The sequence below is a fragment of the Corynebacterium sp. TUM25015 genome (assembly GCF_056393505.1).
Genome location: NZ_CM150783.1, coordinates 757,832 through 781,545, shown reverse-complemented (window position 1 = coordinate 781,545; position 23,714 = coordinate 757,832). Strand labels below are relative to the sequence as shown.

Here is a 23,714-nt window from a genome sequence, read left to right as displayed (position 1 = left end):
TCTAAAGCGCTTTAGGCGCCGGATTCTTTAGGCTTCAGAATATCTTTACCAACGAAAGGACGCAGAGCCTTCGGCACCACCACGGAGCCATCGGCCTGCTGGTGGTTCTCCAAAATAGCCACCAGCCAGCGGGTTGTAGCCAGGGTGCCGTTCAGGGTGGCGGCGGTTTGCGCCTTGCCGTCGGCATCACGGTAGCGGGTCTTTAGACGGCGCGCCTGGAAAGTGGTGCAGTTGGAGGTACTGGTCAGCTCGCGATACGTCTGTTGGGTAGGAACCCAAGCCTCCGTGTCGAACTTGCGGGCAGCCGAGGAACCTAGGTCGCCACCGGCGACGTCAATCACGCGGTAGGGCACCTCGATGGCAGCCAGCATCTCGCGTTCCATGGCCAGCAATTGCTGGTGGATTTCGGTGGCCTCCTCCGGCTTGCAATAAACGAACATTTCGACCTTGTCGAACTGGTGCACGCGGATAATGCCGCGGGTGTCCTTGCCATAGGAACCAGCCTCGCGACGGAAGCAGGAAGACCAACCGGCGTAACGCAGCGGACCGTCGGACAGGTCAATGATCTCCTCGGAGTGATAGCCGGCCAGCGCCACCTCAGAGGTGCCAACCAGGTACAAATCATCCTCTTCCAGACGATAAATCTCATCGGCGTGCGCACCCAGGAAACCGGTACCGGACATAACCTCCGGGCGCACCAGCACCGGTGGGATCATCAGCTTAAAACCATGCTCGACAGCCTTCTGGGCAGCCAATTGCAGCATGCCCAACTGCAAAAGAGCACCGTCGCCAGTGAGGAAGTAGAAGCGAGCGCCAGAGACCTTGGTGCCGCGCTTCATGTCGATCAGCCCCAGAGACTCGCCAAGCTCCAGGTGATCCTTTGGCTCGAAGTCGAACTGTGGCGGCTCACCCACCACATCGAGGGTGACAAAGTCATCCTCGCCGCCCGCTGGCGCGCCGTCTTCCACAATGTTGGAAATCTGCATCTGCAGGTCGTTGACGGCCTGCTCAGCCTTCGTCTGCTCCTCCTCCAACTTCTTGACGGAGTCGGCCTTCTTCTTGCCCCCCTCACGCAGAGCCTGCTTTTCCTCGTCAGAGGCAGAGCGCATCTTCTGCCCCATCTCCTTGGAGAAAGCCTTTTGCTCCGCGCGGGCAGCATCGGCGGCACTGATAGCCTCGCGGCGCTGTGCATCGGCTTCCAGCAGCTGGTCAACCAGTGCTGGGTCCTCCCCGCGAGTGCGCTGGGATTCTCGGACTACATCGGGGTTATCGCGCAGAAGCTTCAGATCAATCATGGTGTTTAGCTTAGCGGGTTCGGCTCCGCACTTGTCCGCCTAGTTCCCCCTGAGGCACAACCCCTACTAGACTAGCCTCGAAGTACCTAGCCTCAAGTAGCAGTCGAACCCGAGTCGGATTAGAGCGAGCCTTTCATGACCACCAGCGAAGCGAAGAATCAACGCAGAGCCCGCAGCATCACTGTCGCACTGTTCGCCGCCCTCTGCGGAGGTGTCAGCGCAGCTGCGTTCGCCTTGGTCGCGCCCGAGGGTAGCTCACCTTTGGTTCCCATTACTGATGAGAAGCAGGGCCAGCATGTCGACAACACCACCTTCACCCAGGCCAGCCACGGCGATTGTGTGAATTGGAAGCCCGGCGCGAACGGCGTAAACACCGAGTTCTCCACCGTCAACTGCGAGCAGCCCCACCGCTTCGAGGTCAGCTCCCGCGAAGATCTCAGCCAGTACCCCACAAGCGAGTTTGGCCCGAACGCGAAGCAGCCGGACTTGAAGCGTCAAGAAGAACTAACCAATGAGCTCTGCACCGGCCCCACGATGCAGTACCTCAAGGGAAAGCTCGATCCAGAGGGACGCTACTCAATCTCCCCCATCTTGCCGCCACAGTCCGCCTGGAATGACGGCGACCGCACGATGCTATGCGGTGTGATGGTGCCCGATTCGACCGGGCGTACTACAGAGACCACGGGTTTTGCGGCGAAGCAGGATCAGGCACGCTACTTCGAGAAGGATCGCTGTGTGCGGGTCGATGGCCAGCTGACCAATGAAGTGCCATGTACGGAAAACCACGCCTGGCAGGTAACCTCCGTGGTCAACCTAGGTACACAGTTCCCCGACGCATGGCCAGACCTGAAGAAGCAGAATGAGTTCCTGAATAAGGTCTGCACCAAGGCCGCGCAGGACTACCTCGGTGGCGACGATGCGCTGTACAACTCCACGCTCACACCGTTCTGGAATACGCTCCAGCGCCAGTCCTGGGATGCCGGTTCCCGCACCGTGAATTGTGCGCTTACCTTTGGTCGCCCTGGTGGCGGCTTCGCGGCTCTCAATGGCGACGTGCGCAATAAGTTCACCATCGACGGCAAGGCTCCGGCCACCCCGCCGAAGCGGAATCCGCTGCGCCAGGATGCGAAGCCGGGCGAGGAGACGAAGCCGAGCGCTGCCCCCAGCGCGAACCCGACCCCAGCGCCCTAGGGTTCCTAAAGCCAATGGCCATTGACGTTTCTCCGGAGCGCTTCGAGGACCTCGTTGACTTGGGTTTAAGGCGCATCCCGCGCGAGCTGCTGGATAATGTCAGCAATGTCGCCATCGTCACGGAGGACTATAACCCCGAAAGCCCGCATATTCTGGGGCTTTATGAGGGCATCGCGCTTACTGAGCGCACCTCCGAGTACACCTCCGCCTTGCCGGACAAAATCACGATCTATCGTCATGCTCTAGAGGACATCTGCGATAGCGAGGAAGAGCTTATCGAGCAGGTCGCCATCACCGTCATTCACGAGCTTGGCCATCATTTCGGCATCGACGACGATCGCCTGCACGAACTCGGTTGGGGTTAGCGGCACCCGCCCCTGCCCTAAAGGGTGGCTTCGCCCCACCCCAGGATCTCGAAGGTTCCTTCCAGACTGTCGAGCACACCGGTCTGCGCCGCACTATTTAATGCAGCACTGTTTACTGCCGCGCTGTCTTGTTGGTCGCCCTTATTTTGTGACGCCCCAGGCCGCCCTTCTGCCACATCAGCCAACTCGGCAATGTTGTCTGGTACGCGGAGGGTGATGACATTGCCATTGGCCAGATAGTGCATGAAGGCCCATTCCGGATCCACCCCGCCCAGGAAGCGGGCGACCAGGCGAATCACGGCACCGTGGCTGACCAGGGCAATATCGCTGGGGTTCGCTGCCGTGTGGTTGTCGGCGAGCGCCCGCAGCAGTGTCGCGAGATATTCGCGCAGCACTTCTGCGCCGGAAAGTCCGCCCGGGACTGCTTTATCCACCCGACCGAGCATCCACGTCCCCAGGATGGAGTGATAGGCCTCGTGGGAGTCCTCGTCGTTTTTCATCTCGTATCGTCCGGCAGGAATCTCCGATACCCGTGGTAGGCGCTGGAGTGAAGCCTTAATAGGATCCGCGGCCTTGTCGAGGGCTGTGGCGTCATCCAATGCCTCACCATGTGAGAACTCCGCGGGCACGAGCTCACCGCTGAAAGCACCGGCCACGCCCACGGCGGTCTGCTGTGCACGCGCGGCAAAGGAGGAGGCGATTTTTAAGCGCCCAGTACGTTCGTTGAGCCATCGACCTGCCTCGGCAGCTTGCTGCCATCCCAGGTCGGTGAGGCTGGCGCCCGGCAGTGCAGTGTCCAAAGCATGAATGGCATTGGAGGTTGTCTGGCCGTGCCTAACCAGGAAAAGCCGTGTCGATTGTGCCTGCGCCATTGGCTAGGTGCCCTTTCCGCCGCGTTTAAGTTCCTCGATCCACCTACTGGATTCAGCGTAGTTCGGCGGGGCACTGCCCGCATGACGGCGCAGCGGATAGCTGGAATGCGTTGCAGCCTCTGGCAACGGCTCGGCTGAGGGCCAGCTGCCCAGGAAACGCACCTCCTCAGCGCGGCGGTACAGGCCAGCCAGAGCTTCGGCGACTGCGTCGTCCTCGATATGGCCGACGACGCCGATATGGAAGACATAGTTTCCATTAGCCGCCCCTTCTCCCCTGGCCCCGGTGCGGCGGGGTCGCGAGCCGATGCGAGCCATATCCACCTGTCGGGTGGACAATTCCGCAATAGCATCTAACAAGCTGGAAGGCACATTCGGCAGCCAGAGGATCATGCCGCTACGGTCGTTCCCCGTGCGCGCGGTAGGTTTGCTGGGTTTTCCGACCAGAATGAATCGGGTCTGTGCACCCGCGACATCCGCCACACCCTCCGCCAGTGCATCTAGACCATGAATCTCGCCAGCACGGGCCGGGGCGGCGGCGGCATCAGCCCGCCCGGCCTTGACTGCAGCAGCAGCCGCTCCGTTGCTGGCGGCGGGGACAAAGTCGACGTCCGGCAGATTCTCGGCTACCCAATTGCGCACCTGTGCTTCGGCGACGGGGTGGGTGGTCAGAGTCTTAATATCTCGCAGCTCAGTACCAGGTTGTACCAGGATGGAAAACACGACCGGAACCAAAACCTCGCGGTAGATCTGCAGGGGCGTGCCGTAGGTCAGTGCGTCTTCCGTTTGCGACACCGGACCGTCAACCGAGCTTTCCAACGCCACGCACGCGAAATCGGCTTCTCCGTTACGCACCATGTCCAGCGCCGCCCGTGGCGAGACGACCGGAATTTCAGTGGCGTCCTCCGGCAGCGCACCGAGCTCTTTGAACTGCTTCAGTGCCTGCTCCGTGAAGGTGCCCTCAGGCCCTAAAAAAGCAACGCGTACGGAAGAATCACTCATGCAACGCAGTCTAATGGAGACCCCCGCAGCCTCGGCGAGGGTGTAATCGCGCCTGCGCCTGGCCGCTTCTTCCGCGGGGTATATCCTTGGGAATCAATGAACTGCACCTCCGACATCCTCAGCGAGCAAGGTGGCACTAACACTTTTGCCACCCGCCTCGCCCGTGCCCGGCGCGACACGGGTCTTAACAACGCCCAACTGGGCGTCACCCGTATCTACGACAACCCGCACGGCTATGACTTTCTGCGTGGCCACCCCGGCCTTCCTCTAAGCGGCGAGGAAGTACTAATCAAGGATCTGCAGCAAGTCGCGGGTGAGGTCACGACGATGGGGTCGGTGCACCATAGCTTTGTCGCGGACTATCACGATACGACCGCACACAGGCTACTGGCTGCCGGGGCAACGCTGGTTGGCGCCTCTGCTTCTGCCGAGTTTGGCACCACCGCTTACACCGAGCCGATTGGGATGCCCGAGCCGGTAAATCCGCTGCATCCGGGCATGATGGTCGGCGGCTCCTCCGGCGGCGCAGCGGTGGCTGTCGCCCGTGGATTGGTGAACATCGCCCATGCCACCGATGGTGGTGGCTCCATCCGCATCCCCGCGGCATGCTGTGGCCTGGCGGCGCTCAAGCCCGCCCACAATCACCAATTCGGCACTTTTTCGCCGGTAGCTCAAGGTTTTATCGCCGCGGATCTCCCGACTACCGCCCGTGCCTATGGCCTCCCCGCACCGGACAACAGCACGCTGTACCGTTCTTCGCCGCTGCGTATTGGCTACACGAACCAGCCTTTCCACACTCGTAGTCGCGTCTCCCCCGACATTGCCGCAGCCACCGCCGCAGCCACTGCCCTAGCCACCACCCATCCGCTTGTCGAATCCGTCACGCAGGCGCCCGCTCCCTACCCGCCGGCTACCTTCCAGCTTTTCCGCGAGCTCATCGCCTCCCGCTGTGCGGATCTTCCCGGCAAACTATCGCCGATCACCGCGTGGCTGCGCGAGGAGGGTCGGCAGGTACCGGCATGGCGGCGTCAACAATTAGAAGAACAGATCATCGGCCTCGACCCACAGCGGGTATGGCCTGAGTTCGATATCGTGGCGACCCCGACCCTCGCGTGCGCACCACCAACACCCAGTGCATTTTCGCAGTTCACACCAGTCGATAACTTTTGGGCGCAGACCGCCTGGACTCCCTGGGGCACCTTGTGGAACCTCACGGGCTGGGCCAGCGTCACAGTGCCGCTAGTCTCCCCGGAGCGCGTCCCTGGTCGTTGGCCCATCGCCCTCATGCTGGGCGCGGTGGGCAATCGGGTCAGCGCGGAAACATTGCTCTCGCTGGCGGCCTTTATTATGGACGCCACCTCACAGCTCCCCGTCGACAATCTCAGCGTTGCGGTTCCGGGCGATATCGAGGCATTGGATTTTCGCGCGAAGCCGGACAACCGCCACAGTCACGAACACGGTCACAGCCACAGCCACGGTCACAGTCATGAGCACTAGTACAAGCGACAATCGCACCGCGCTGCGCTGGGAAATCCTGCTTTTACTCGTTGTCACCTTTGGCACTAGCGGACTGCGGGCTATCGCGCGTCTTGTCGAGGCGGTGGTCAGCCCGGAGGCGCTCAACGAGCAGTCGACTACCCTGAACCGCACACAATCGGAACTACCGTGGTTGGATCCGATTCTGCAGCTGCTTTCCAGCGGGGCACTCTTCGCCTGGGGCGGGCTGGCAATGTTTCTGCTCATACGGCACCTGCCTACTCCCGCACTGGTGCGCACCTGGCGTCTAAAAACAGGCGATTGGCTCCACGGTGCGGGCCTGGCTGCGGTCATTGGCCTTCCTGGCCTGGCCTTCTATTTCGCCGCCGTGCACCTTGGGCTCTCCAAGCAGGTCGTTCCCAGTGGTCTGGACGACACATGGTGGCGTTTGCCGCTTCTAGTGGTGAACTCTTGGGCAAACGGTTTCGCGGAGGAACTGGTGGTCGTAGCCTGGCTAAGCACCCGTCTGAGACAGCTGCGCATCAGTTGGCCATGGGTCTTCGCCGCGTCCTCGCTGCTGCGGGGAAGCTATCACCTCTACCAGGGCTATTCCGCCGGAGTGGGCAACATCATCATGGGCGTGGTGTACCTCTGGTACTTCAAGAAGACGGGACGCATTTGGCCGCTAGTGATCGGCCACGGGCTGATCGATACCGTCGCATTCGTAGGCTATGCCACATTCTTCTAACTCAATCCGGCGCCGATTGACCAGTTATTATTGTGCCCATGAATTCTCGCGACAATTTCGGCTCCGGGCGCTCCGGCGAAGGTTCTGGCGCTAACAACCGTGCAAACGGCACGGAGATCGCCCGGGACCGGCACGGCAAGCCCCTTCTGGATCGCTATGGGCGACCCGTGCGTAGGGGCGTCATTCCTCCGAGCGCTACCGAGCCTCCCCGCCGCGAACAACCGAGCAGCCCGGAACAGCCCGAAAAGCCGCACTACCGCCGTGCCGAACCGTTGCCTCCGCGCGACAGCAGCCAGGAATACCAGGGCTACAGAGCCCCCCAGGACTACCAGCCCAGTCCATCCCAGCAACCCCGACAGGGCCAGCCTTTCGGCGACCCGCAGTTCGGTAACTACTCCGGTCGCTCTGCGCGTCCGGGCTCCCGCGAAACCCCACGTCCTTCTCGACGCCCCCGCGGCCGCACCGCCCCGCGCCCCAAAAGGCGCAAGCGTTTCGGCTTCTTCAAGATTGTGGGAATGCTGCTGGCCATCGTTCTCGCGCTGAGCATCGGCGCTGCTGTGTGGGTGGATTCCAAGTTGCAGCGAATTGACGCTTTGCAGGATTATGACGGCCGCCTGGGCGGCACCTCCGGCACGAACTGGCTACTGGTGGGTTCGGACTCCCGCGCGGGGCTGAGCAAGGAAGACGGCGACCGCCTGATGGCCGGCGAGCTGAACGATTCGGTCGGTCGCACTGACACGATCATGGTGGTGCACATTCCTCGCTTCGGCGGACAAGCAACTATGCTCTCGCTGCCGCGCGACAGCTGGGTGGACATCCCCGGAAACGGAAAGAACAAGCTCAACCAGGCCTTTTCCATCGGTGGCCCGGCGCTTCTGCAGCAAACCGTGGAGCAGGCGACGGGTATCCACCTCGACCACTACGCAGAGGTTGGGTTTGGCGGTTTCGCCAATGTCGTTGACGCTGTCGGTGGCGTGGAGATGTGCCTGGATGAGCCGTTGGACGACCCCATGGCAGGCATTAAACTGCAGGCCGGATGCCAGGAGCTCGATGGGCCGACGGCGCTGGGTTATGTACGTTCCCGCTACACCTCTGCGCAGGGCGACCTGGATCGTGTGGAACGCCAGCGCAAGTTCTTGGCTGCGCTGTCGCAGAAAATCAAGTCGCCCGGCACGCTGCTCAACCCGTTTAAGAACCTAAAGGTTGCCGATTCCTTGAGCTCGAACATGAAGGTCAACGAGGGTGACCATGTGTGGCACCTCGCTTCGCTGGGAATGGCTATGGCCGGCGGTGCGAAGCAGGAGACGGTGCCGATCGCGGGCTACGAAGACACGTACGCCGGCAACGTCGCATTGTGGGACGATGCCGGCGCAGAGGAAATGTTTTCTCAGCTCCGATAGTTAGTCGGATAGCCGCTCTTAGCGGATGGTGACCTCGCGGGACTGGATGGTCTGCTTGGCCTTCTGCTCGTCGGCGGTCAGCGGAGTGTCCTTGGCCAGGGCTTCTTCGATCTTCGGATCCAGGGCCTCCAGGCCTTCCTTCCAGGACGCTGCCTCGCGGGTACGATCCAGATCCCACACCGGAACCAGGATGCCGTGGGTGCGGAACACACCGGCGAGCTTGGAGCCCTCACCCAGGTGCAGCTCACCAGCTGCGTGCAGGCGTGCCAGTGCATTGAGCAGCTGCTCTTCGCCCTCCTGGCGCACCCAGCGGATGTGTGCCTTGTCAGAGGGGTCAATCCACCATGCCGCGCCCTTGATGTTCGCGTCGATCCGCTCGGAAGGTAGCACGGAATCGTTGGCACGCTGCAGGGTGGCAGCGATCTGCGGGTTGTTGCGGTTCTCCTCGGTCAGCCACCAACCGAAGTCCTGCGCAACGGTGATGTCCGCCTCGGTGTCCTTGTTCAGGATGTCCTCGAGGGCGGGCTCGGTGCCGTCGGACACGCCAACCTCCAGGGACTGTCCCGGCTCGGCCTGCTTCACCCAGTTCAGGGCATATGCCAGGTCGCGGTTCGGGTTATCGCCCCGGCGCTGGGTCTGCAGCGCAACGAAGGCCTCCCCGCCGTCTTCCTCAGAACGGCGCAGGGCAGCAACAGCACCCGGCAGGACAGTAACGATGGAGATCTTGTGCTCCGCGCCCTTCACATCGGCAACAAAGTGCGCCGAGGGGACGAATTCCTGCAAGGCGATAAGATCGGCCTCCATGGCAAAACCATCGAAGGGGCGGGGATCCTTCTGCAGCTTCGCACGCTCGGCAGCGCGGGCAGCGAGCTTCGCCTGACGGCGGCTCATGCCCTCGGGCAGGTTCTCTTGGTTCTTTTTCTTCTTAGCCACGGTCATTTATTGTACCTGGGCTGCGCTTAAGAAATAGCAGCAGCGCCTGTTTCTTCTACTACGTCGGCTCTGCTCACTGTGCGCACTTTGCCCGCTGTGTTCACTGTGCCCGCTGTGTCTGCTGTGCTTCCCCACCCCAGCTCGTCGTCGCGCCACATCCGTGCCCGCCCTGGGTAATTCGTCGCCAGCCACGTCACGCCCTGTCGCGCGGCCCAGCGCACCTCGTCTTCCTTGTCCGCGGTCCAGACATACGTGCCATCGCCAAAGCGACCGATAATGTCCGGACGAATCCGTCCCCGTGCAACGGACAGGCCGTGGGCGTCGACAACATGCAGTGCCTGAAGCCCCGGATTCAGCATGCGTTGATACTCACGTCGCAGCAAAATGCGGTGGATGGCTGGGTTAATCATCTTAAAACGCACCAGCGACTGGGGGCTGAAGCTAATCAAGTGCACGTGCGCACTATCCGCCAGATGTGCCCGCTGCAGCTCGTAATGCAGGGCGTGTTCGACCTTGGGGCCATAGCGGTTCGGGTGCTTGGTCTCGATGAATAGCTCTTTCTTTAACGACGCCCCGTCCTCCGCGCCCGCATCGCCAACCCTCTGGCTATGCTGCTGCCCGATAGCAGTGCGTGAAGAGTTGATGTCGTTGAAGAATGTCAGAAGCTCGCGCAGGGTCAACACCTGCGCTGGCTCCTCGGGTGTACCGACGTTGAGTTCCCGCAGCTCTGCCAGCGTCATTTCGCTGACTACGCCACTTGACTTCGTTGGTTTTTCCACCGCCACGCGGTCGATGGTGCGGTCGTGCAGGCACACGAGTTCCCCGTCGCGTGTTAGACGGATGTCGCACTCGAAGCCATCGGCGCCCCTCTGCTCGGCCAGTTCGTAGGCTGCCAGGGTGTGTTCTGGGCGTTCCTTGGAGGCTCCGCGGTGGGCGACAATTTTCATACCCTCCATTTTTAGTGCGCCGGAGGGCAACCGGCATCCGCTAACAGCGGAGCGAACGCAAGTTTCATCTGTTGTTTACTTACGCAGCCCCGCCGCTTTCAAGAGCTGAGTTAGCTGACTTACCCGAGCAGTCCAGTTTCCTCCATAACCTTGCGCAACACGGTTGCAGAGTGGTCGAACTTTTCTTTCTCCTCGTCGTTTAGCTGCAGCTCGACCGCGTGGCGCACGCCCTGGCGGTTGATCACGGCGGGAGTGCCGATGTAAATATCCTCGAATCCGTACTCCCCTTCCAGCAACGTGGAGATCGGCAGTACAACGTCCTGGTTGCTGAAGACCGCCTGGGTGATGCGCGCCAGCCCCATACCGATGCCGAAGCTGGTGGAGCCCTTGGCCTGGATAATCTCGTAGGCCGCGTCGCGGGTCTTGACGAAAATCTCGTCTACATCCTCGCCTGCGGATTCACCCATCTTTTCGAGTCGGTGGTGAATCGAGGTGCCTGCCACGGAACCTGCCGACAAAACTGGCAATTCGGTATCGCCGTGCTCGCCGATCACGTAGGCATGCACCGAGGTCGGCGCAAGGCCGAAGTACTGCCCCAGTCCATAACGGAAACGGGCGGTATCCAGGATCGTGCCGGAGCCGATCACGCGGCTGGAATCCAGTCCGGAAAACTTCCACGTTGCGTAGCTCAGGATGTCCACTGGATTGCTGGCAACCAGGAAAATTCCGTCAAAGCCATGCTCCATCACATCGCCGACGATCTTGCGGAAAATGGAGGTGTTCTTGGCAACGAGGTCGAGTCGGGTCTCCCCCGGCTTCTGTGCCGCACCCGCGCAGATGCAGACCATTGCGGCATCGCGGCAGTCTTCGTAGGTGCCGACAGTCACGCGGGTGTTGTGATGGGACCACGGCACTGCGTGGTTCAGGTCCTGTACGTGACCCCAGGTCTTGCGCTCGTCCAGGTCGATAATGGCGAGGTGATCGGCGAGCCCCTGGTTGACCAGGGTGTATGCATAAGCGATACCAACGTCACCCGCGCCGATCAGGACGATCTTGGAGCCGGGGGTTGGTGCTGCGGTGTTGTTGCGGTTAAGTGGTTGTTCTTGCCCAGTAGATGCCGTCAACGTCTTGGCCTTCTTCCTTGCTAGGTGCTGCTGGTTGCTAGTTGGTAGCTGCCGTTTTTTCTGACGCCACCGGCCAGCATAGCGACACGTCCAACCAACCTCACCTCAAAGGTTTCTGAATATTGAACTTTTGGAATACGGCGTCAATAATTAAGAAGTTCATGAGAAAAAACCTTGCAGGAACAGTTTTTTGCCGTCACACTTGTTGTCACAGGCACTTCCAACGTGTGAAAGGATCAAGAGAAACCATGGCTAAGTACGAACTGCCCGAGCTGGATTACGCTTACGACGCTCTGGAGCCCCACATCTCTGGCGAGATTATGGAGCTGCACCACACCAAGCACCACCAGAACTACGTCAATGGCGCTAATGCTGCTCTGGAAAAGCTGGAGGCCGCCCGTAAGGATGGCTCCATCGCTGGCGTAGTTACCGCACTGTCCAAGGATCTGGCCTTCAACCTGGGTGGCCACACCAACCACTCCCTGTTCTGGAAGAACCTGTCCCCGAATGGCGGCGGCGAGCCAACTGGTGAGCTGGCCGAGGCCATTAACCGTGACTTTGGCTCTTTCGAGGCCTTCAAGGATCACTTCTCCGGCGCTGCTCTGGGTCTGCAGGGCTCCGGTTGGGCGGTTCTGGGTTACGACCACATCGCTGGCAACCTGGTTGTTGAGCAGATGACCGATCAGCAGGGTAACCTGTCCATCAACCTGACCCCGCTGCTGCTGCTGGATATGTGGGAGCACGCTTTCTACCTGCAGTACAAGAACGTTAAGGCAGATTACGTCAAGGCTGTCTGGAACGTCTTCAACTGGGATGAGGTTGCCAAGCGCTACGAGGCTGCCAAGAAGTAGCCCGAAGCACTCTACAACTCCATAGCGCTAGAACTACATACATAACTTCATAATTTCCCAACTGAATAAGGCAGGCTCTATATCCGCCGGAGAAAAATTCTGGCAATCGATATGGGGCCTTTTGCATCCCCAGCCATCAAGGTGGGCGGGGTTTCAACTCACTCGACTCCCACATTCTCGCTCACCCAGCTGAGGAAGCATCCACAGCATGGGTCGGTTTTCATGCCTGGCCTATGCAGACAGTCACTCGCACACTTCCAAGATTGGAGAGAACGATGAAGACTCCGACCACCCACCACACTTTTCGCACCCGTCGTACACGTCTGATCGGCACCGCAATCGCCATGTCCGGTCTGCTGCTGGGCACTGCTGCCTGCGGTGATGAGAAGGCGCCCGAGGACGCAGCGGCTCCCGCCGCATCCGCCAACGTCAAGACGTACAACGCCGCAGCCTCCAGCCCCCGCACAGGCAATGGCGCCCACGGAGCTCAGGATTGCCCGATAGATTCGAACGCTCCGGAGATCACTGAAAACATCAGCAAGCTCCCTCATAACCCTTACGGTTGGAAGCTGACGAATCAGACCAACTACAACCCGTGCTCCGATCTCAGCTACGCGCTGATCACTCAGGCAAGGCAGGGTAATGCTCAATTCGCCACGCAGCTGATGCTCTTCCACAAGGGCAAGTACATCGGCATTGCGTCCGACACGATTCAGCAGACTGAGATCCTCCGCACCACCCCCAACTCCGTCAAGGTGCGTATGCGCGACTGGGAGGCATTGCGCGAATCGGGCGAGGCCAATGTCATGGCCGGCAAGTACTTCTCTGATGTCACCTTCCGCTGGGATGGCAGCAAGGTCGTGCCCGAAGGCCGCATCCCGAACCAGAACCTCCCCAAGGAAATCGGAGGCCACTAAGGTACAAACGCTAGCTAGTCACAGCTAGTCACCCAACACCCCGACGGGGCAGCTCACGCCATTAGAGCCGTGGTTGCAATACCCGTCGGGGTGCTTGTGTAGGTACTGCTGATGCTCATCTTCGGCGAGGTAGTAATTACCGTCACCCGCATTAGCCAGCTCAGCGATTTCGGTAGTGATCTCCCCGAAACCCGCATCGGTAAAGCGCTGCTGCCAACCATCGACGGCTCGTTGCACCCGAGCTAACTGCTCAGCATCCTGGGCGTACACGCAAGAGCGATATTGCGTCCCCACGTCATTGCCCTGGCGATCCCCCTGGGTTGGGTCGTGATTCTCGAAGGCGATCTGCAACAGCTGCTCCACGCTCACTACTGCTTCGTCGAACACGATGCGCACCACTTCCGCATGTCCCGTTCGCCCCGTACACACCTCGCGATAGGCCGGGTTAGTAGTGTAGCCACCCGCGTAGCCCACGGAAGTTCCCCACACTCCGTCCACTCCCCAGTACATGCGCTCCACTCCCCAGAAGCAGCCCAATCCGCAGACGATCTGCGCTGGTTTTTGCAGGTTCTCCGCCCAGTAGGCATCCTCTAACCCACTTAGCGGGGTTCCCAGCACCACATTCGGCTGCGGATCCGCCAACACAGGAGTCCGACCGCCCTTTAGTGCGTCCTCCGGGCCGACCCGCTCGGCCCGATACGGCCCTTGGGCGTTGAGCGCCATGATGCGGTCAAAGAAGTTGGTCATGCTCGGATACTCTCCCTCTTGCGCTTCTTACTCTATTGACGCCGCAGTTCCTGTAGCCCCGGCGCGCCCCTTCGCAGCCACGCGCGAACTGTCGAGGTAGCTACGCAGTCATCGGCGTTGTAGCGCTCCAGCTTACGCCGGGCGGCTTGCGCAGTGCCGCGAGATCCGCCGATGGCCTGCTCAAAAAGCTCCACCGCAGCCTTTCCGTTAATGCCGGCCTGACTGAATTCAAAGCCTGCCAACGGGGCCACCGTCTTTAATCCCAGAGAATCCGTGGGCGCCAGTGCTTTCTTCACTAAGCTGAAGCAATCGCACCAGTGTTCTGAGGCGATGAAGGCATTGACTTGCTCCAGCGTTGGCATTGTTACCTGCTGGTTCATCCCATCGATCTTGTAGCGGCGCCCACCATAGCGCTCGGCTGCGTGGCGTAGCCAATAGTTTTCCCCCTGGGCTGCGTACACCCAAACTTGGAAGTTTTTGCCAGCGGCCACCGCGTGGTCTTTGCGTGCTTGCATCCAATGCCAAAACTCCGCAACGTGCTGGCCTTCGTCTCCCTCGCGACTAAAGTCTCCGAAACCGATATAGCGCGAACCGTCGAAGGTTCCCCAGAGGAATGTGCCACGGTTCGGGTGGGCCTCCATATCCACGTCGATCTCCACCCAGTCCCGCAGGCCACCGTCAGTGTTTCGCTTTGCTCCACCCCACAGTTCCGGTAGTTCGAACCAGCGTTCCTGTGGACGGCGAAGTGCAGCCTGCCCGTCCATCCATGCCTGTGCTAACTGCGGATGTTCCCCATTGCCCGAGGCCGCCAGCTGCGGAAGGGTTTCAATCCCCTTCTCTCGCCAGCTGCGGGCTTTATCTCCCGGCAACAACAGACTGATTTCTAGTTCCTGCAGAAGCTGAGCTCGGCAGTGGTTGTGAAACTCGCAAGTCTGGCACTCCTTAATCCGCCGCGGACCGCTCGGAATCGGTTCTTCCAACGCAGCCTGCAATCCGGGGAGGACAGAGGGGGCGTCAAAAAAGAAACAGCGTGGCCTACCGGGCCCGGCGCGGCCGATCAGCGCCACGGTGTCGGCTGCAAAGCCCCACTGCTGGAGCACAACGTGAGCCATGGCGACCTTTTGAGCATCTCCGGCAGCGGCGCGGTGGCGAAAATTGATCGGGACGGGCACTGCTAACCCCAATGCGCCGATGTCCGTTACCCGACAGTCCGCAAGCTGCGTGGACTTCGCGCGGCGCGCCACGGAATGCGAAGATATGGCGACGGGCGTGTACTGCATAAACTCGTCGACCCCCTTGCCGAGGTCGGCGCGGACCAGGAGGTCCAGCTCCACACGAAAAGGTCCTTCGGCCACAACGGGTCGCGTAATCAAACGCACCCCGGAAGCCATCGCTTCCAGAGTTTGTTCAACGGCTGTTTCGGGATCAGCCGGGTCGATATCCACCCGGCTGGGGAATACCTTGTCGCCTATGCGCGGCACATTGGGAAGGCATTGGAAAACCATCTCCCGGCGAATCGTCGCATTGACCTTGTGCTGGATCGCCTCGGTGTAAGCCTCGAGGTCTTGCGGAATGTGGAGACGCGGGGCAGCCTGTTGTGTCTGCTGTTTTTGTTGTGCCTGCGGTTCTTTATGACGCCGAAGTGCCGCACGGTGGCGGCAGCCCACTAGGTCACGGGGGCTGAGCGGCGGAAGTTCTTCAAGCAGGCTCACAATAGTTTCTAAGCCTAGCGCGTCGGCCGGTTGGGTTGCGCGCCTCCCCAGGGTGTCGAAGTACAGTGAAGCGCGTACAGTAAAGATGTTTGTTAAGTAATCTGGTTGAACAGTAAGACAGATCAATTCGCATCGGAGTGACATGGGACTGCTCAGCGGTATGCGCAAGCGCCGTCAGGAAAAGAAGGCCATCCAAAAGGCTGCGAAGGTTCGCGCCAAGGCACAGGTAAAGGCCGACTCTAAGCTAGAAAAGCGCAAGGAAGCCTACCTGCGTAAGACGGCCAAACAGGTGCGCAAGATGGATGCCAAGGAGCTCAAGGCGCAGCGCAAGCACAACGAGAAGATGGCGAAGGCCTCTCTGGAGCAAATCAAGGCCGGTCGTTTTAATTCCAAGAGGGTGCTCCGGGTCGTCGGCGCCGCCCGCGTTGCCGCACCTTTTGCGATCCCGCTGTTCTACCGCAGCGTGACCATGCTGCAGGAGGCCTCGAACGACGCTGCCGCCCGTCGCATGGGCCTGACCCCCAAGGCCAACGCACAATTCCCTGGTGACGGTGGAATGCAGCAGGCACGCATCAAGAAGATCCGCCAGTCCTTGGACAAGAGTGTTCCTGGTGGCTTTGCAAAGGACATCTCCGATCGTCTTGACGACCTGGATAAGGCTATCGAGAACTCAAAGTCCATGGACACGGGTCCGGGTAAGCGCGTGCTGCGCTCCGTCTCCAATGAGCTGGACTTGGTAGAGGCACAGCTCAAGGCCAAGAAAAAGTAGAATCCAGCTTTGGACCCTTGTCCGGCAAAACTCAACTGAGCATGGTTTCATAAGGGTTATGACGAACAACCCTCAGGAACATTCCACTCCGGCTCAGTCCGGGCAATTTACTCGCCGTCAGGTTCTCCAGACTGGCGCCGCCGGTGCAGCTGCAGTTGGCATCGGCACCGTCGCTGCTAATTCCACTGCTTCCGCCGCTCCGCTCGGTTCGTCGAAGCCAGCGGACAAGCCGATCAATATGAAGATGGGCAAGGCGGCCTTCCAGCATGGCGTTGCATCCGGCGACCCTTATCCCGACAGTGTGCTGCTGTGGACCCGCGTGACCTCTAATGAGAACGACTACCCGGGCCTGGAGAAGGGCAACGCCACCACCGTGAAGTGGGAACTTGCCACCGATAGCAAGTTCACCCAGATCGTTACCTCTGGCACCGCGAAGGCAGAACCCTCGCGCGACATGACGGTGAAGGTCGAGGCACGCGGCCTGAAGCCTTACACCGGCTACTTCTACCGCTTCACCACCACCGATGGCCCGCGCAAGGGTCAGACCTCCCCGGTTGGCCAAACCCGCACCGCACCGGCTCGGGGCGCGGACATCTCCGAACTTCGCTTCGCTCTGTTCAGCTGCTCCAACTGGGAGGCTGGCTACTTCAGTGCATACCGCGACATGGCTAAGCGTGGCGATATCGATTACGCCCTGCACGTCGGCGACTACATCTACGAGTACCCGCGCGGTGAGTACACGGGAAAGACCGGTTCGGTTCGCCTGCACGAGCCGGCTAACGAGATCGTCTCCCTGGCTGATTACCGCCAGCGCTACGCGCTACACCACACCGACGCCGACCTGCAGGCTGCGCACGCTGTTTGCCCGTGGATCGTCACCTGGGATGACCACGAGGTCGCAAACGACAACTGGGCGCACGGTGCGGAGAATCACCAGCCCAACAAGGAGCGCGACTTCCACGCCCGCCGCAACAACGCGATGCAGGCATACCTCGAATGGTTGCCGATTCGCGCCACCCCGCTGTCTGAAAAGGGCCACATCTACCGGAACCTATCCTTCGGCAACCTGGTTGAGCTGAACATGCTGGACCTGCGCACCTACCGCAACGAAAAGCCCAGCTTCACCTCCGCTCGCAAGACTGACGACGCCTCCCGCAGCATGCTTGGCTCTGAACAGTTCGGATGGCTGACCAAGAAGCTGTCCACCTCCACGGCCCGCTGGAACTTCATCGGCAACTCCGTAATGTTCAGCCCGGTGCTGATCCCGCCGCTGGATCCGCAGGCCACCAAAGCTGTCACGCAGCTGCTGGGGCTGCCGGAGGAGGGCATGCCATACAACTTTGACCAGTGGGATGGCTACGCCGCAGAACGTCGCCGCGTGATCAAGTACTTGATGGACAACAAGATCCGCAACACCGTGTGGCTCACGGGCGATATTCACTCTTCGTGGGCTAACGATATTCCGGCCGTCCCGGGCACGTACCCGAACGGCGGCACCGCCGGCGTCGAAATCGTCTGCACCTCCGTCACCTCGTCCAACATCGACGACATCCTAAAGTTGCCGGAGGATAACGCTCTGTCCCACACCGTGGAGTACGCGTTTACAAACATGAACCGCCACGTGAAGTACCTGGACTTCGACTCCCACGGCTACACGGTCGTGCGCGTGACGAAGGACGCAGTGGATGCTAACTGGTTGGCTCTCGGACCAGACGGCAAGCTCAAGCCGAATCAGCCGCTGCACTTCGCCAAGGCTGCAAGCACCAAGTGGGGCGAGGGCATCCACACGTCCAATGTACGCATTGACCCGGCTAAGCACTCCGCTCGCTAATCCGAGTTAGGCTGCCTCTTAAATACCCTCAGGTTCACCCCTGGGGGTATTTTTCTATTTATCTCTTTCTTTACGACGCCTCATTTCCAGCATTTTTATCATTAAAATACTAATTCATTTTCATTCCATTGAAATTTGTTGATCTAGCGCTACACTTGTTACTGAAAAACATTGGCCTAGGCCACAAACCCTTTAACTGGAAGGAATATACAGATGGCTCGCCGCGAAATTACCCAGTTCTTCGATGATCTAGACGACACGCCACTTTCCGAGGACGAAGTCAACGTTGTTGACTTCAGCCTCAATGGCATCGATTACACCCTTGATTTGTCCGCTAAGAACCGTGATGCTTTTGACAAGGCTTTGGCTCCCTTTGTCCAGGTTGCACGCCGCAAGACCCGTGGCGGCGCCGCTGGCCGTCGCACGGCAAACCGAAGCGCCAATCCAGAGCGCAACCGTATGATCCGCGAATGGGCACGAGAGAATAACGTGGAAGTCTCCGAGCGAGGCCGCATTTCCGCCGATGTCATCGAGAAGTTCGAAAAGGCGCAGGGCAAGTAAAAAGCGACGATAAATCCCGCTTAAACAGGAGATTCGAGGTTTGTCGAAGTTGGGGCGTCATAAAGCAAAAAAGGCATCTCTCGCGCTCGTAGCAGGGGTCGCACTAGCCTTTAGCGTAAGTGCCTGCGGGGGCGAATCGGGGGACGATTCCCCAACATCCGAATCTTCAACGGAGCGCACCGTCGATCCGGTAAAGGGAACAGATCTTCCTATCGAGGCAGCACCAGAGCATGTGGGTCAAGGCGGCCAAGAGGTGTGCCCCTACCTGAACGGCGAGTGGTTGCAGAACACCAACGGTCAGCGCTTGACCGGCACGGGTACCGACGAACGCTTCGATCCGCCTGCCTGCGTGTTCTGGTCCTACGAAGATTACCCACAGGCCACGGTAATGGTCAGGCACATGCGCACTAATTCGGATGCCATAGCCGTGGTGGATCACGCTGCACCGATCGATTCCACGCTGAAGGCCCTCGAGCCAAAGGGGTGGAGCGGCGGGCGTCGCGGTGGTGACGGCAAGTCCGGCGCGGTGTACGCAGTGTGGAAGGATGAAACGGCGGTCGTGGTGACCACGGCTCAGGAACAGTCCGTGAAGGCTCAGAAGATCGCCGAAGAGACGATCAAGAACCTTAAGCTCTAGGTTCGCTAGATTTCTCTAGGTCTTGTTCTAGTCAGGTTCTAAGTATCGCTGGCGATTCGTAGCAGTCCCTCGGCGACTCCCACGTCAGTCCAGGGCATCATTGGGCCGATCCAGGGGAATACGACTTCCATCAATAGGAAAAAGATCCCCACTAATAGCGCCAAAACGATGAATAGTTTGACCCACCACGGCCCCGGCAGGTTCCGCCATAGCATTGCGTACATTTAGGCTCCCTCCGTCAATTCTTTGGGCATCTTCCCATCCTTCTTGGACTCGGAACGAACGAGAGCCGCGTGGACGATCATGCGCTCCTTATTGGAAAACTGCGGGTGGCAAGTAGTCATCGTCAGCAGTGCAGCATCGTCCGGATGCACCTCAATACGCGACTGGCCGGGAATAGGATTAATGACGTTAATGTCGTTCGGGGTGGTGATATAGCGGCCATTAACACCCGCATATTCACCGCTAGACACTTTCTGCGCCAACTCGGGGGACATACACTTCTCAGCCTCCGACTTGCGATTACCAGGAGCCGCATCGATGGGCAGCACGCGATAAATATTCCAACTTCCTGCGGTTTCCACCACAACGGAATCGCAGGTCTTTAGCAGGCCGAGGTCATTGAAGGGGGAGCCACGGCCCACTCGGTGACCGGCCATGGCGAAGTTTCCAGGCTGACCGGGCGCCTGACTGTCCTGATAGTGCCCGGGTCCCTTGGACAGGTCTCCATCGGCGACCCCCTTGACCACGGAGAAATTGAAATCCGAACCGAAAGAAGGGATAAACAGGCGCGCGAACGCGGTGCCTTCCGCCGGCTCAGTTAATGGGCGGGGGTTCTTCTCGTCCCACTGCTCATCTAACTGGTGGGCAACGGCTGCCTGCTCGCGACCGGATTGGATATCCGTCCAAAAGACGTCCCAGAAACCAAAAAGTAGGGCAACTACACCGAACGTAATAAGAATTTCGCCAAAAACACTAATCGGGTCGAGTCGTGTTTTTGCCTGGCGCCGGTGCTTTCCCATGCGTCACATGGTACTACGTTGAGGCATTATTTCCGGTGTTAGCTACAGGCTCTTTCGTTTCTCCCACGCTTCTCCCCCACCACTCCCACGACACAGCCTATCCCGCAACTACCTGAGGTGGCGGGTAAGCTCGCCTGCATGAAGATAGTCGAGTATCCCGTTGCCCTATTCCTCAAGGCATGGCATTACCTATTCGCCGATCTTTTCGGTTGGGATGCGGCTCAATCTTGGTTGCTGGCACTTGTTCTCATGATCGTCACCGTACGCGGTCTGCTTTTGCCTTTTGTTTATCGGCAGGCTTATTCCAGCCGCATTCTGGTGAACATTCGCCCTAAGGTTTATCGCTTAGAGCAGGAATACAGCGACCATACGCCGGAGACTCGCAAAGAACTGGCCAAGAAGCGGCGTGAACTGCAAAAAGAGCACGAATACCGTTTTTCGGATGGTTGTGTTCCTATGCTTGTGCAGATCCCCGTGCTGTTGGGTCTGTACCGCATGCTTATCCACGTCACCAGTCCGGATCCGGAGGTTAATGCGTCGGTCAATGGCTTCGGCCCGCTGAATGCCGAAGAGGTTCAATCGTTGCTCTCCGCGAAGCTTTTCGACGTACCACTCGCTGCCTATGTGCAGATGTCGGAGTCGCAGTTCGCGGAGATTCATACCACTATGGATCAAGTCTTTTGGGTCGTATTCCCCATGGCCATCTTGGCTGCAGTCTTTACGACCTCCAACTGGGCGTACTCGATGTACCGCAATTACCTCACGGTGGATCACAATTCCGCAATGGCTCGGTGGCTTCTCAAGCTCATGTGGCTCATCGGCCCCATCGTGCTTATCGCCCCGTTCACCATTGCCCTGGGTGCGGTTGGCCCGGTGGCGCTGATGGTCTACTGGGTGGGTAACAACCTATGGACCACCGCGCAGACGATATCCATCCAGCGGATTCTAGACCGCAAGATCCCCTACTCCGAAGAGTTCCTTGAGCACCGCAATTCTATGAAGGAGAAACACGTCGAGCGGAAGAAGGAAAAGAAGCTGGCGCGCAAGTCCAAGAAGAATGGGCAGCCCACCGCGATCGCAGAGCAGGAAAAGCCTGCTGCGGAAGATCAGAAAAACTAGATGTTATAGCTCATCGGCACCGTCAATAGCAGTTGCTTCGCCAGCCCCCGCGCGGTCTCCAGAGGCACAGTATTGCGGGACATTTTGGCGCCGCTCAGGCCACCGTCCATGAAGACCATGAGCTGGTCAGCGAGTGTTTGTGAAGCATAGCCGAAGCGTTCGGTGAGTAGCTCGGCCATCGTGTCACGGCACCAGCGACGGTATTCCATCGCAGCGTCGCGGATACGTTGTTCCGAGTCAGTCTGGGGGCGTGGGTATTCGCTGGCGGCGTTTTGAAAGTGGGAACCACGGAAATTGTTGTCAGGCTCCTGCTGTATGCACAGATCGAAAAAGGCGATGATGCGATCCTCCGGGCTCTCCCGTGGATCCGCCAGTTCGTGCCAGTCAGCTCGCCATTTTTGATCCAGTTCCTGTAGGTATGCCACCACCAGGTTGTCCTTGGAACCGAACAGCGAGTAAAGGCTGGCCTTTGCCACGTCTGCATCGCGCAGGATGCGATCAATACCGATCACACGGATTCCCTGCGTCGTAAACAGGTTCGTGGCGCTGGCCAACAGACGTTGGCGTGGTCCGGGACGATTGCGGCGACTCGATCGCGTCGCTTGTTTCGTGGCCTTCTTAGTTGTTTTCTTCGCCGCAGACTTCTTTGCCGCGGTTTTGGTAGTCGCCTTTTTTGTTGACGCCCCGTCGTGTGCAGCGGCGGAGGAGTCAGTAGAGGTTGCGGAGCCCGCCGTGCGGGAATTTTCCTCTGCGGTTGCCATCTACCTAACTCCTTATCGTAAAGATCGTAAAGATCTATTTGAAAGCTTTGGGGCGCTCGTACCAGCCCCAAGTTTACAAAATCCTGCAAAGCCCGTTGGACTCTACAGGATCTGAATTATATAGCCAGCAATTGCCGGCAATTTTTACTTGTGCTTCTTGTCCTTCGGACGGACAACCATCATTGGGCACGGTGCATACTGCAGCAGGGTGCGGGAGGTTGATCCCAGCAGCATTCCCTTGAAGCCGCCGCGTCCGTGAGAACCGACAATCAACAGCTGAGCATCCTTCGCTGCCTCGGTCAGGGACTGTACTGGACGCTCGCGCTCAACGATCTCCTCGACCTGTACGCTCGGGTACTCCTTGATGAGATCCTTCAGCTCGTCTTCCATCATGTCCTGGCGCTCGACGATCATCCGATCCATCTGGTTCTGGGCGTCCACCAGGCCTACATAGGAAGTGTGGATCTGGTTATCCGTCCAGGAGTGGATTGCGCGCAGCAGGGCGCCACGAGCCTCGGCCTCACGGAAGGCGATCTTCAGAGCTTGGCGGGAAATCTCGGAGCCATCCACGCCGACCACAACCGGGCCGTATTTATTGTCAGCGGTGACGTCGTTGTCCTTGCGCACAACCACTACAGGACAATCAGCGTGGGAAACTACGGCGCTGGAGACAGAACCCATAACCAGGCCAGACAGGCCGCCCAGGCCACGCGATCCCATAACGATCATTTCTGCGGTCTCAGATAGATCCAGCAGAGTATCGATCGGAGCGCCTTCCTTAACCAGGTAGCTGACCTCAATGTCGGAGCTAAAGTCGGTGACGATCTTGCGGGCGTTTTCAATCTTGTCGCCAGCTTCGCTCTCGAGCTCGTCGTACAGCTCCTGCGGCGGAACCATTCCGTCGGCGTACATGAACTGAGGCATGGTATAGGCGCTCACCAGCTTCAGCGGCTGCTTGCGCTTCAGGGCAGTGTTTGCAGCCCAGCGAACGGCCTCGTTGCTGGCGTCAGAGCCATCAACTGCGACGATGATTTCCTTATCGCTCGTGGTAGCCATTGGGGAAACGATCCTTCCTTGCAGGGGGATTTTTCGATTGATCCTCTAACACTTTCCATTATCCTCAAAAGCCCTAATGAATGCAGAAAAGGCGCCCATTTGCCCCTATTCTCGGGACAAGGTGGACACCTTGTGAGTGGAAATTTAAGTAGTCGTGTAGTCGTCGTGTGTTAGTCGTGGCAGTTGCGCGATAGGCGCAAATCTTTTCCTTTAAGGAAAACTAGCCCCGAGTGTTGGGCAGCGGAACGTCGTCAGCAGCGGGTGCGTTGGAGGGAGAGAAGAACTCGAGGAGGGTGCGGAAGATGTTCAGCAGAACACCGCCAAGCTCGCTCTTGAACAGGTTGGTCAGGGAACCGGTAATTGCAGCAATATCCATGCCGG

25 protein-coding genes are annotated in these 23,714 nt (G+C 59.3%); 12 read left to right on the top strand and 13 right to left on the bottom strand.

The window, feature by feature from the left end; all coding sequences use genetic code 11:
• Positions 1 to 11: 11 nt before the first annotated feature.
• Positions 12 to 1,295 carry a serine--tRNA ligase gene (gene serS, locus AC06DS_RS03585; protein WP_293790442.1) on the bottom strand — a complete coding sequence of 428 codons (1,284 nt, stop codon included), beginning with the start codon at positions 1,293 to 1,295 and terminating at the stop codon, positions 12 to 14.
• A gap of 135 nt (positions 1,296 to 1,430) precedes the next feature.
• Between serS and AC06DS_RS03580 the strand changes: the two genes are divergently transcribed.
• Positions 1,431 to 2,486 (top strand): septum formation family protein, encoded by a 1,056-nt coding sequence (locus tag AC06DS_RS03580; RefSeq protein ID WP_477101012.1) that lies wholly within the window; start codon positions 1,431 to 1,433, stop codon positions 2,484 to 2,486.
• Between the two features lie 14 nt (positions 2,487 to 2,500).
• A complete protein-coding gene (locus AC06DS_RS03575) occupies positions 2,501 to 2,851 on the top strand; it encodes a metallopeptidase family protein (RefSeq protein WP_293790437.1) in 351 nt (116 codons plus the stop codon).
• Positions 2,852 to 2,868: 17 nt separating this feature from the next.
• Here AC06DS_RS03575 and AC06DS_RS03570 read toward each other — a convergent pair whose 3' ends face one another.
• Both AC06DS_RS03570 and pheA read right to left on the bottom strand, forming a co-directional pair.
• Positions 2,869 to 3,723 (bottom strand): histidine phosphatase family protein, encoded by an 855-nt coding sequence (locus AC06DS_RS03570; protein ID WP_293790435.1) that lies wholly within the window; start codon positions 3,721 to 3,723, stop codon positions 2,869 to 2,871.
• Between the two features lie 3 nt (positions 3,724 to 3,726).
• Positions 3,727 to 4,722, bottom strand: a complete 996-nt coding sequence (pheA, locus tag AC06DS_RS03565; RefSeq protein WP_477101011.1) for a prephenate dehydratase — start codon at positions 4,720 to 4,722, stop codon at positions 3,727 to 3,729.
• Between the two features lie 96 nt (positions 4,723 to 4,818).
• Here pheA and AC06DS_RS03560 point away from each other — a divergent pair, with 96 nt between their 5' ends.
• From AC06DS_RS03560 to AC06DS_RS03550, 3 genes are read left to right on the top strand one after another with little or no spacing between them, the layout of a single operon-like run.
• Entirely contained in the window at positions 4,819 to 6,219 is a 1,401-nt protein-coding gene (locus AC06DS_RS03560; protein ID WP_477101010.1) for an amidase family protein, read from the top strand.
• A complete protein-coding gene (locus AC06DS_RS03555) occupies positions 6,209 to 6,946 on the top strand; it encodes a CPBP family intramembrane glutamic endopeptidase (RefSeq protein WP_476727736.1) in 738 nt (245 codons plus the stop codon). Before AC06DS_RS03560 ends, AC06DS_RS03555 begins: the two co-directional genes overlap by 11 nt.
• A 38-nt stretch (positions 6,947 to 6,984) precedes the next feature.
• Positions 6,985 to 8,346 carry an LCP family protein gene (locus AC06DS_RS03550; RefSeq protein WP_293790426.1) on the top strand — a complete coding sequence of 454 codons (1,362 nt, stop codon included), beginning with the start codon at positions 6,985 to 6,987 and terminating at the stop codon, positions 8,344 to 8,346.
• Between the two features lie 18 nt (positions 8,347 to 8,364).
• Here AC06DS_RS03550 and AC06DS_RS03545 read toward each other — a convergent pair whose 3' ends face one another.
• From AC06DS_RS03545 to AC06DS_RS03535, 3 genes are all read right to left on the bottom strand, one after another.
• A complete protein-coding gene (locus AC06DS_RS03545; RefSeq protein WP_477101009.1) occupies positions 8,365 to 9,285 on the bottom strand; it encodes a DUF5926 family protein in 921 nt (306 codons plus the stop codon).
• 20 nt (positions 9,286 to 9,305) lie between these two features.
• Complete coding sequence (locus tag AC06DS_RS03540) at positions 9,306 to 10,226, bottom strand: glycerophosphodiester phosphodiesterase (RefSeq protein ID WP_477101008.1); 921 nt, start codon at positions 10,224 to 10,226, stop codon at positions 9,306 to 9,308.
• Between the two features lie 119 nt (positions 10,227 to 10,345).
• Positions 10,346 to 11,350, bottom strand: a complete 1,005-nt coding sequence (locus AC06DS_RS03535) for an L-lactate dehydrogenase (protein ID WP_448306807.1) — start codon at positions 11,348 to 11,350, stop codon at positions 10,346 to 10,348.
• Between the two features lie 248 nt (positions 11,351 to 11,598).
• Here AC06DS_RS03535 and AC06DS_RS03530 point away from each other — a divergent pair, with 248 nt between their 5' ends.
• Both AC06DS_RS03530 and AC06DS_RS03525 read left to right on the top strand, forming a co-directional pair.
• Positions 11,599 to 12,201, top strand: a complete 603-nt coding sequence (locus tag AC06DS_RS03530; protein WP_239388110.1) for a superoxide dismutase — start codon at positions 11,599 to 11,601, stop codon at positions 12,199 to 12,201.
• A gap of 275 nt (positions 12,202 to 12,476) precedes the next feature.
• Positions 12,477 to 13,118, top strand: coding sequence for an LppP/LprE family lipoprotein (locus AC06DS_RS03525; RefSeq protein ID WP_239388109.1), 642 nt, complete (start codon positions 12,477 to 12,479; stop codon positions 13,116 to 13,118).
• Between the two features lie 24 nt (positions 13,119 to 13,142).
• Here AC06DS_RS03525 and msrA read toward each other — a convergent pair whose 3' ends face one another.
• A complete protein-coding gene (msrA, locus tag AC06DS_RS03520) occupies positions 13,143 to 13,865 on the bottom strand; it encodes a peptide-methionine (S)-S-oxide reductase MsrA (RefSeq protein WP_476727733.1) in 723 nt (240 codons plus the stop codon).
• A 32-nt stretch (positions 13,866 to 13,897) separates the two neighbouring features.
• Positions 13,898 to 15,577: a TM0106 family RecB-like putative nuclease gene (locus AC06DS_RS03515; protein ID WP_477101007.1), complete on the bottom strand. Its 1,680-nt coding sequence runs from the start codon at positions 15,575 to 15,577 to the stop codon at positions 13,898 to 13,900.
• 142 nt (positions 15,578 to 15,719) lie between these two features.
• On the opposite strand from AC06DS_RS03515, the gene AC06DS_RS03510 reads away from it, so the two are divergent.
• The 4 genes from AC06DS_RS03510 to AC06DS_RS03495 all read left to right on the top strand — a co-directional run bounded on the left by AC06DS_RS03510 (position 15,720) and on the right by AC06DS_RS03495 (position 19,375).
• The gene (locus tag AC06DS_RS03510; protein WP_448306799.1) at positions 15,720 to 16,346 is read left to right on the top strand and encodes a DUF6474 family protein; all 627 of its coding nucleotides are present in this window, start codon (positions 15,720 to 15,722) and stop codon (positions 16,344 to 16,346) included.
• A gap of 58 nt (positions 16,347 to 16,404) precedes the next feature.
• The gene (locus AC06DS_RS03505) at positions 16,405 to 18,177 is read left to right on the top strand and encodes an alkaline phosphatase D family protein (RefSeq protein WP_477101006.1); all 1,773 of its coding nucleotides are present in this window, start codon (positions 16,405 to 16,407) and stop codon (positions 18,175 to 18,177) included.
• 213 nt (positions 18,178 to 18,390) lie between these two features.
• The gene (locus tag AC06DS_RS03500; protein WP_473963972.1) at positions 18,391 to 18,738 is read left to right on the top strand and encodes a histone-like nucleoid-structuring protein Lsr2; all 348 of its coding nucleotides are present in this window, start codon (positions 18,391 to 18,393) and stop codon (positions 18,736 to 18,738) included.
• Between the two features lie 49 nt (positions 18,739 to 18,787).
• Positions 18,788 to 19,375: a DUF2020 domain-containing protein gene (locus AC06DS_RS03495; protein WP_448307149.1), complete on the top strand. Its 588-nt coding sequence runs from the start codon at positions 18,788 to 18,790 to the stop codon at positions 19,373 to 19,375.
• A 38-nt stretch (positions 19,376 to 19,413) separates the two neighbouring features.
• Here the strand turns inward: AC06DS_RS03495 and AC06DS_RS03490 are convergent, their stop codons facing one another.
• Positions 19,414 to 19,599: a hypothetical protein gene (locus AC06DS_RS03490; protein ID WP_293790394.1), complete on the bottom strand. Its 186-nt coding sequence runs from the start codon at positions 19,597 to 19,599 to the stop codon at positions 19,414 to 19,416.
• Positions 19,600 to 20,397 (bottom strand): class E sortase, encoded by a 798-nt coding sequence (locus AC06DS_RS03485; protein ID WP_293790391.1) that lies wholly within the window; start codon positions 20,395 to 20,397, stop codon positions 19,600 to 19,602. It lies immediately after the preceding gene.
• A gap of 138 nt (positions 20,398 to 20,535) precedes the next feature.
• Between AC06DS_RS03485 and yidC the strand changes: the two genes are divergently transcribed.
• Positions 20,536 to 21,516 (top strand): membrane protein insertase YidC, encoded by a 981-nt coding sequence (yidC, locus tag AC06DS_RS03480; protein WP_477101005.1) that lies wholly within the window; start codon positions 20,536 to 20,538, stop codon positions 21,514 to 21,516.
• Here yidC and AC06DS_RS03475 read toward each other — a convergent pair.
• The 3 genes from AC06DS_RS03475 to AC06DS_RS03465 form a co-directional block, all read right to left on the bottom strand.
• On the bottom strand, positions 21,513 to 22,277 hold the full coding sequence (locus AC06DS_RS03475; protein ID WP_473963968.1) for a TetR/AcrR family transcriptional regulator: 765 nt from the start codon (positions 22,275 to 22,277) through the stop codon (positions 21,513 to 21,515). The two genes, yidC and AC06DS_RS03475, sit on opposite strands and share 4 nt — an antisense overlap.
• A gap of 144 nt (positions 22,278 to 22,421) precedes the next feature.
• A complete protein-coding gene (locus AC06DS_RS03470; protein WP_477101004.1) occupies positions 22,422 to 23,333 on the bottom strand; it encodes a universal stress protein in 912 nt (303 codons plus the stop codon).
• A 220-nt stretch (positions 23,334 to 23,553) separates the two neighbouring features.
• Positions 23,554 to 23,709, bottom strand: coding sequence for a hypothetical protein (locus AC06DS_RS03465; RefSeq protein ID WP_448306787.1), 156 nt, complete (start codon positions 23,707 to 23,709; stop codon positions 23,554 to 23,556).
• Between the last annotated feature and the right edge of the window lie 5 nt (positions 23,710 to 23,714).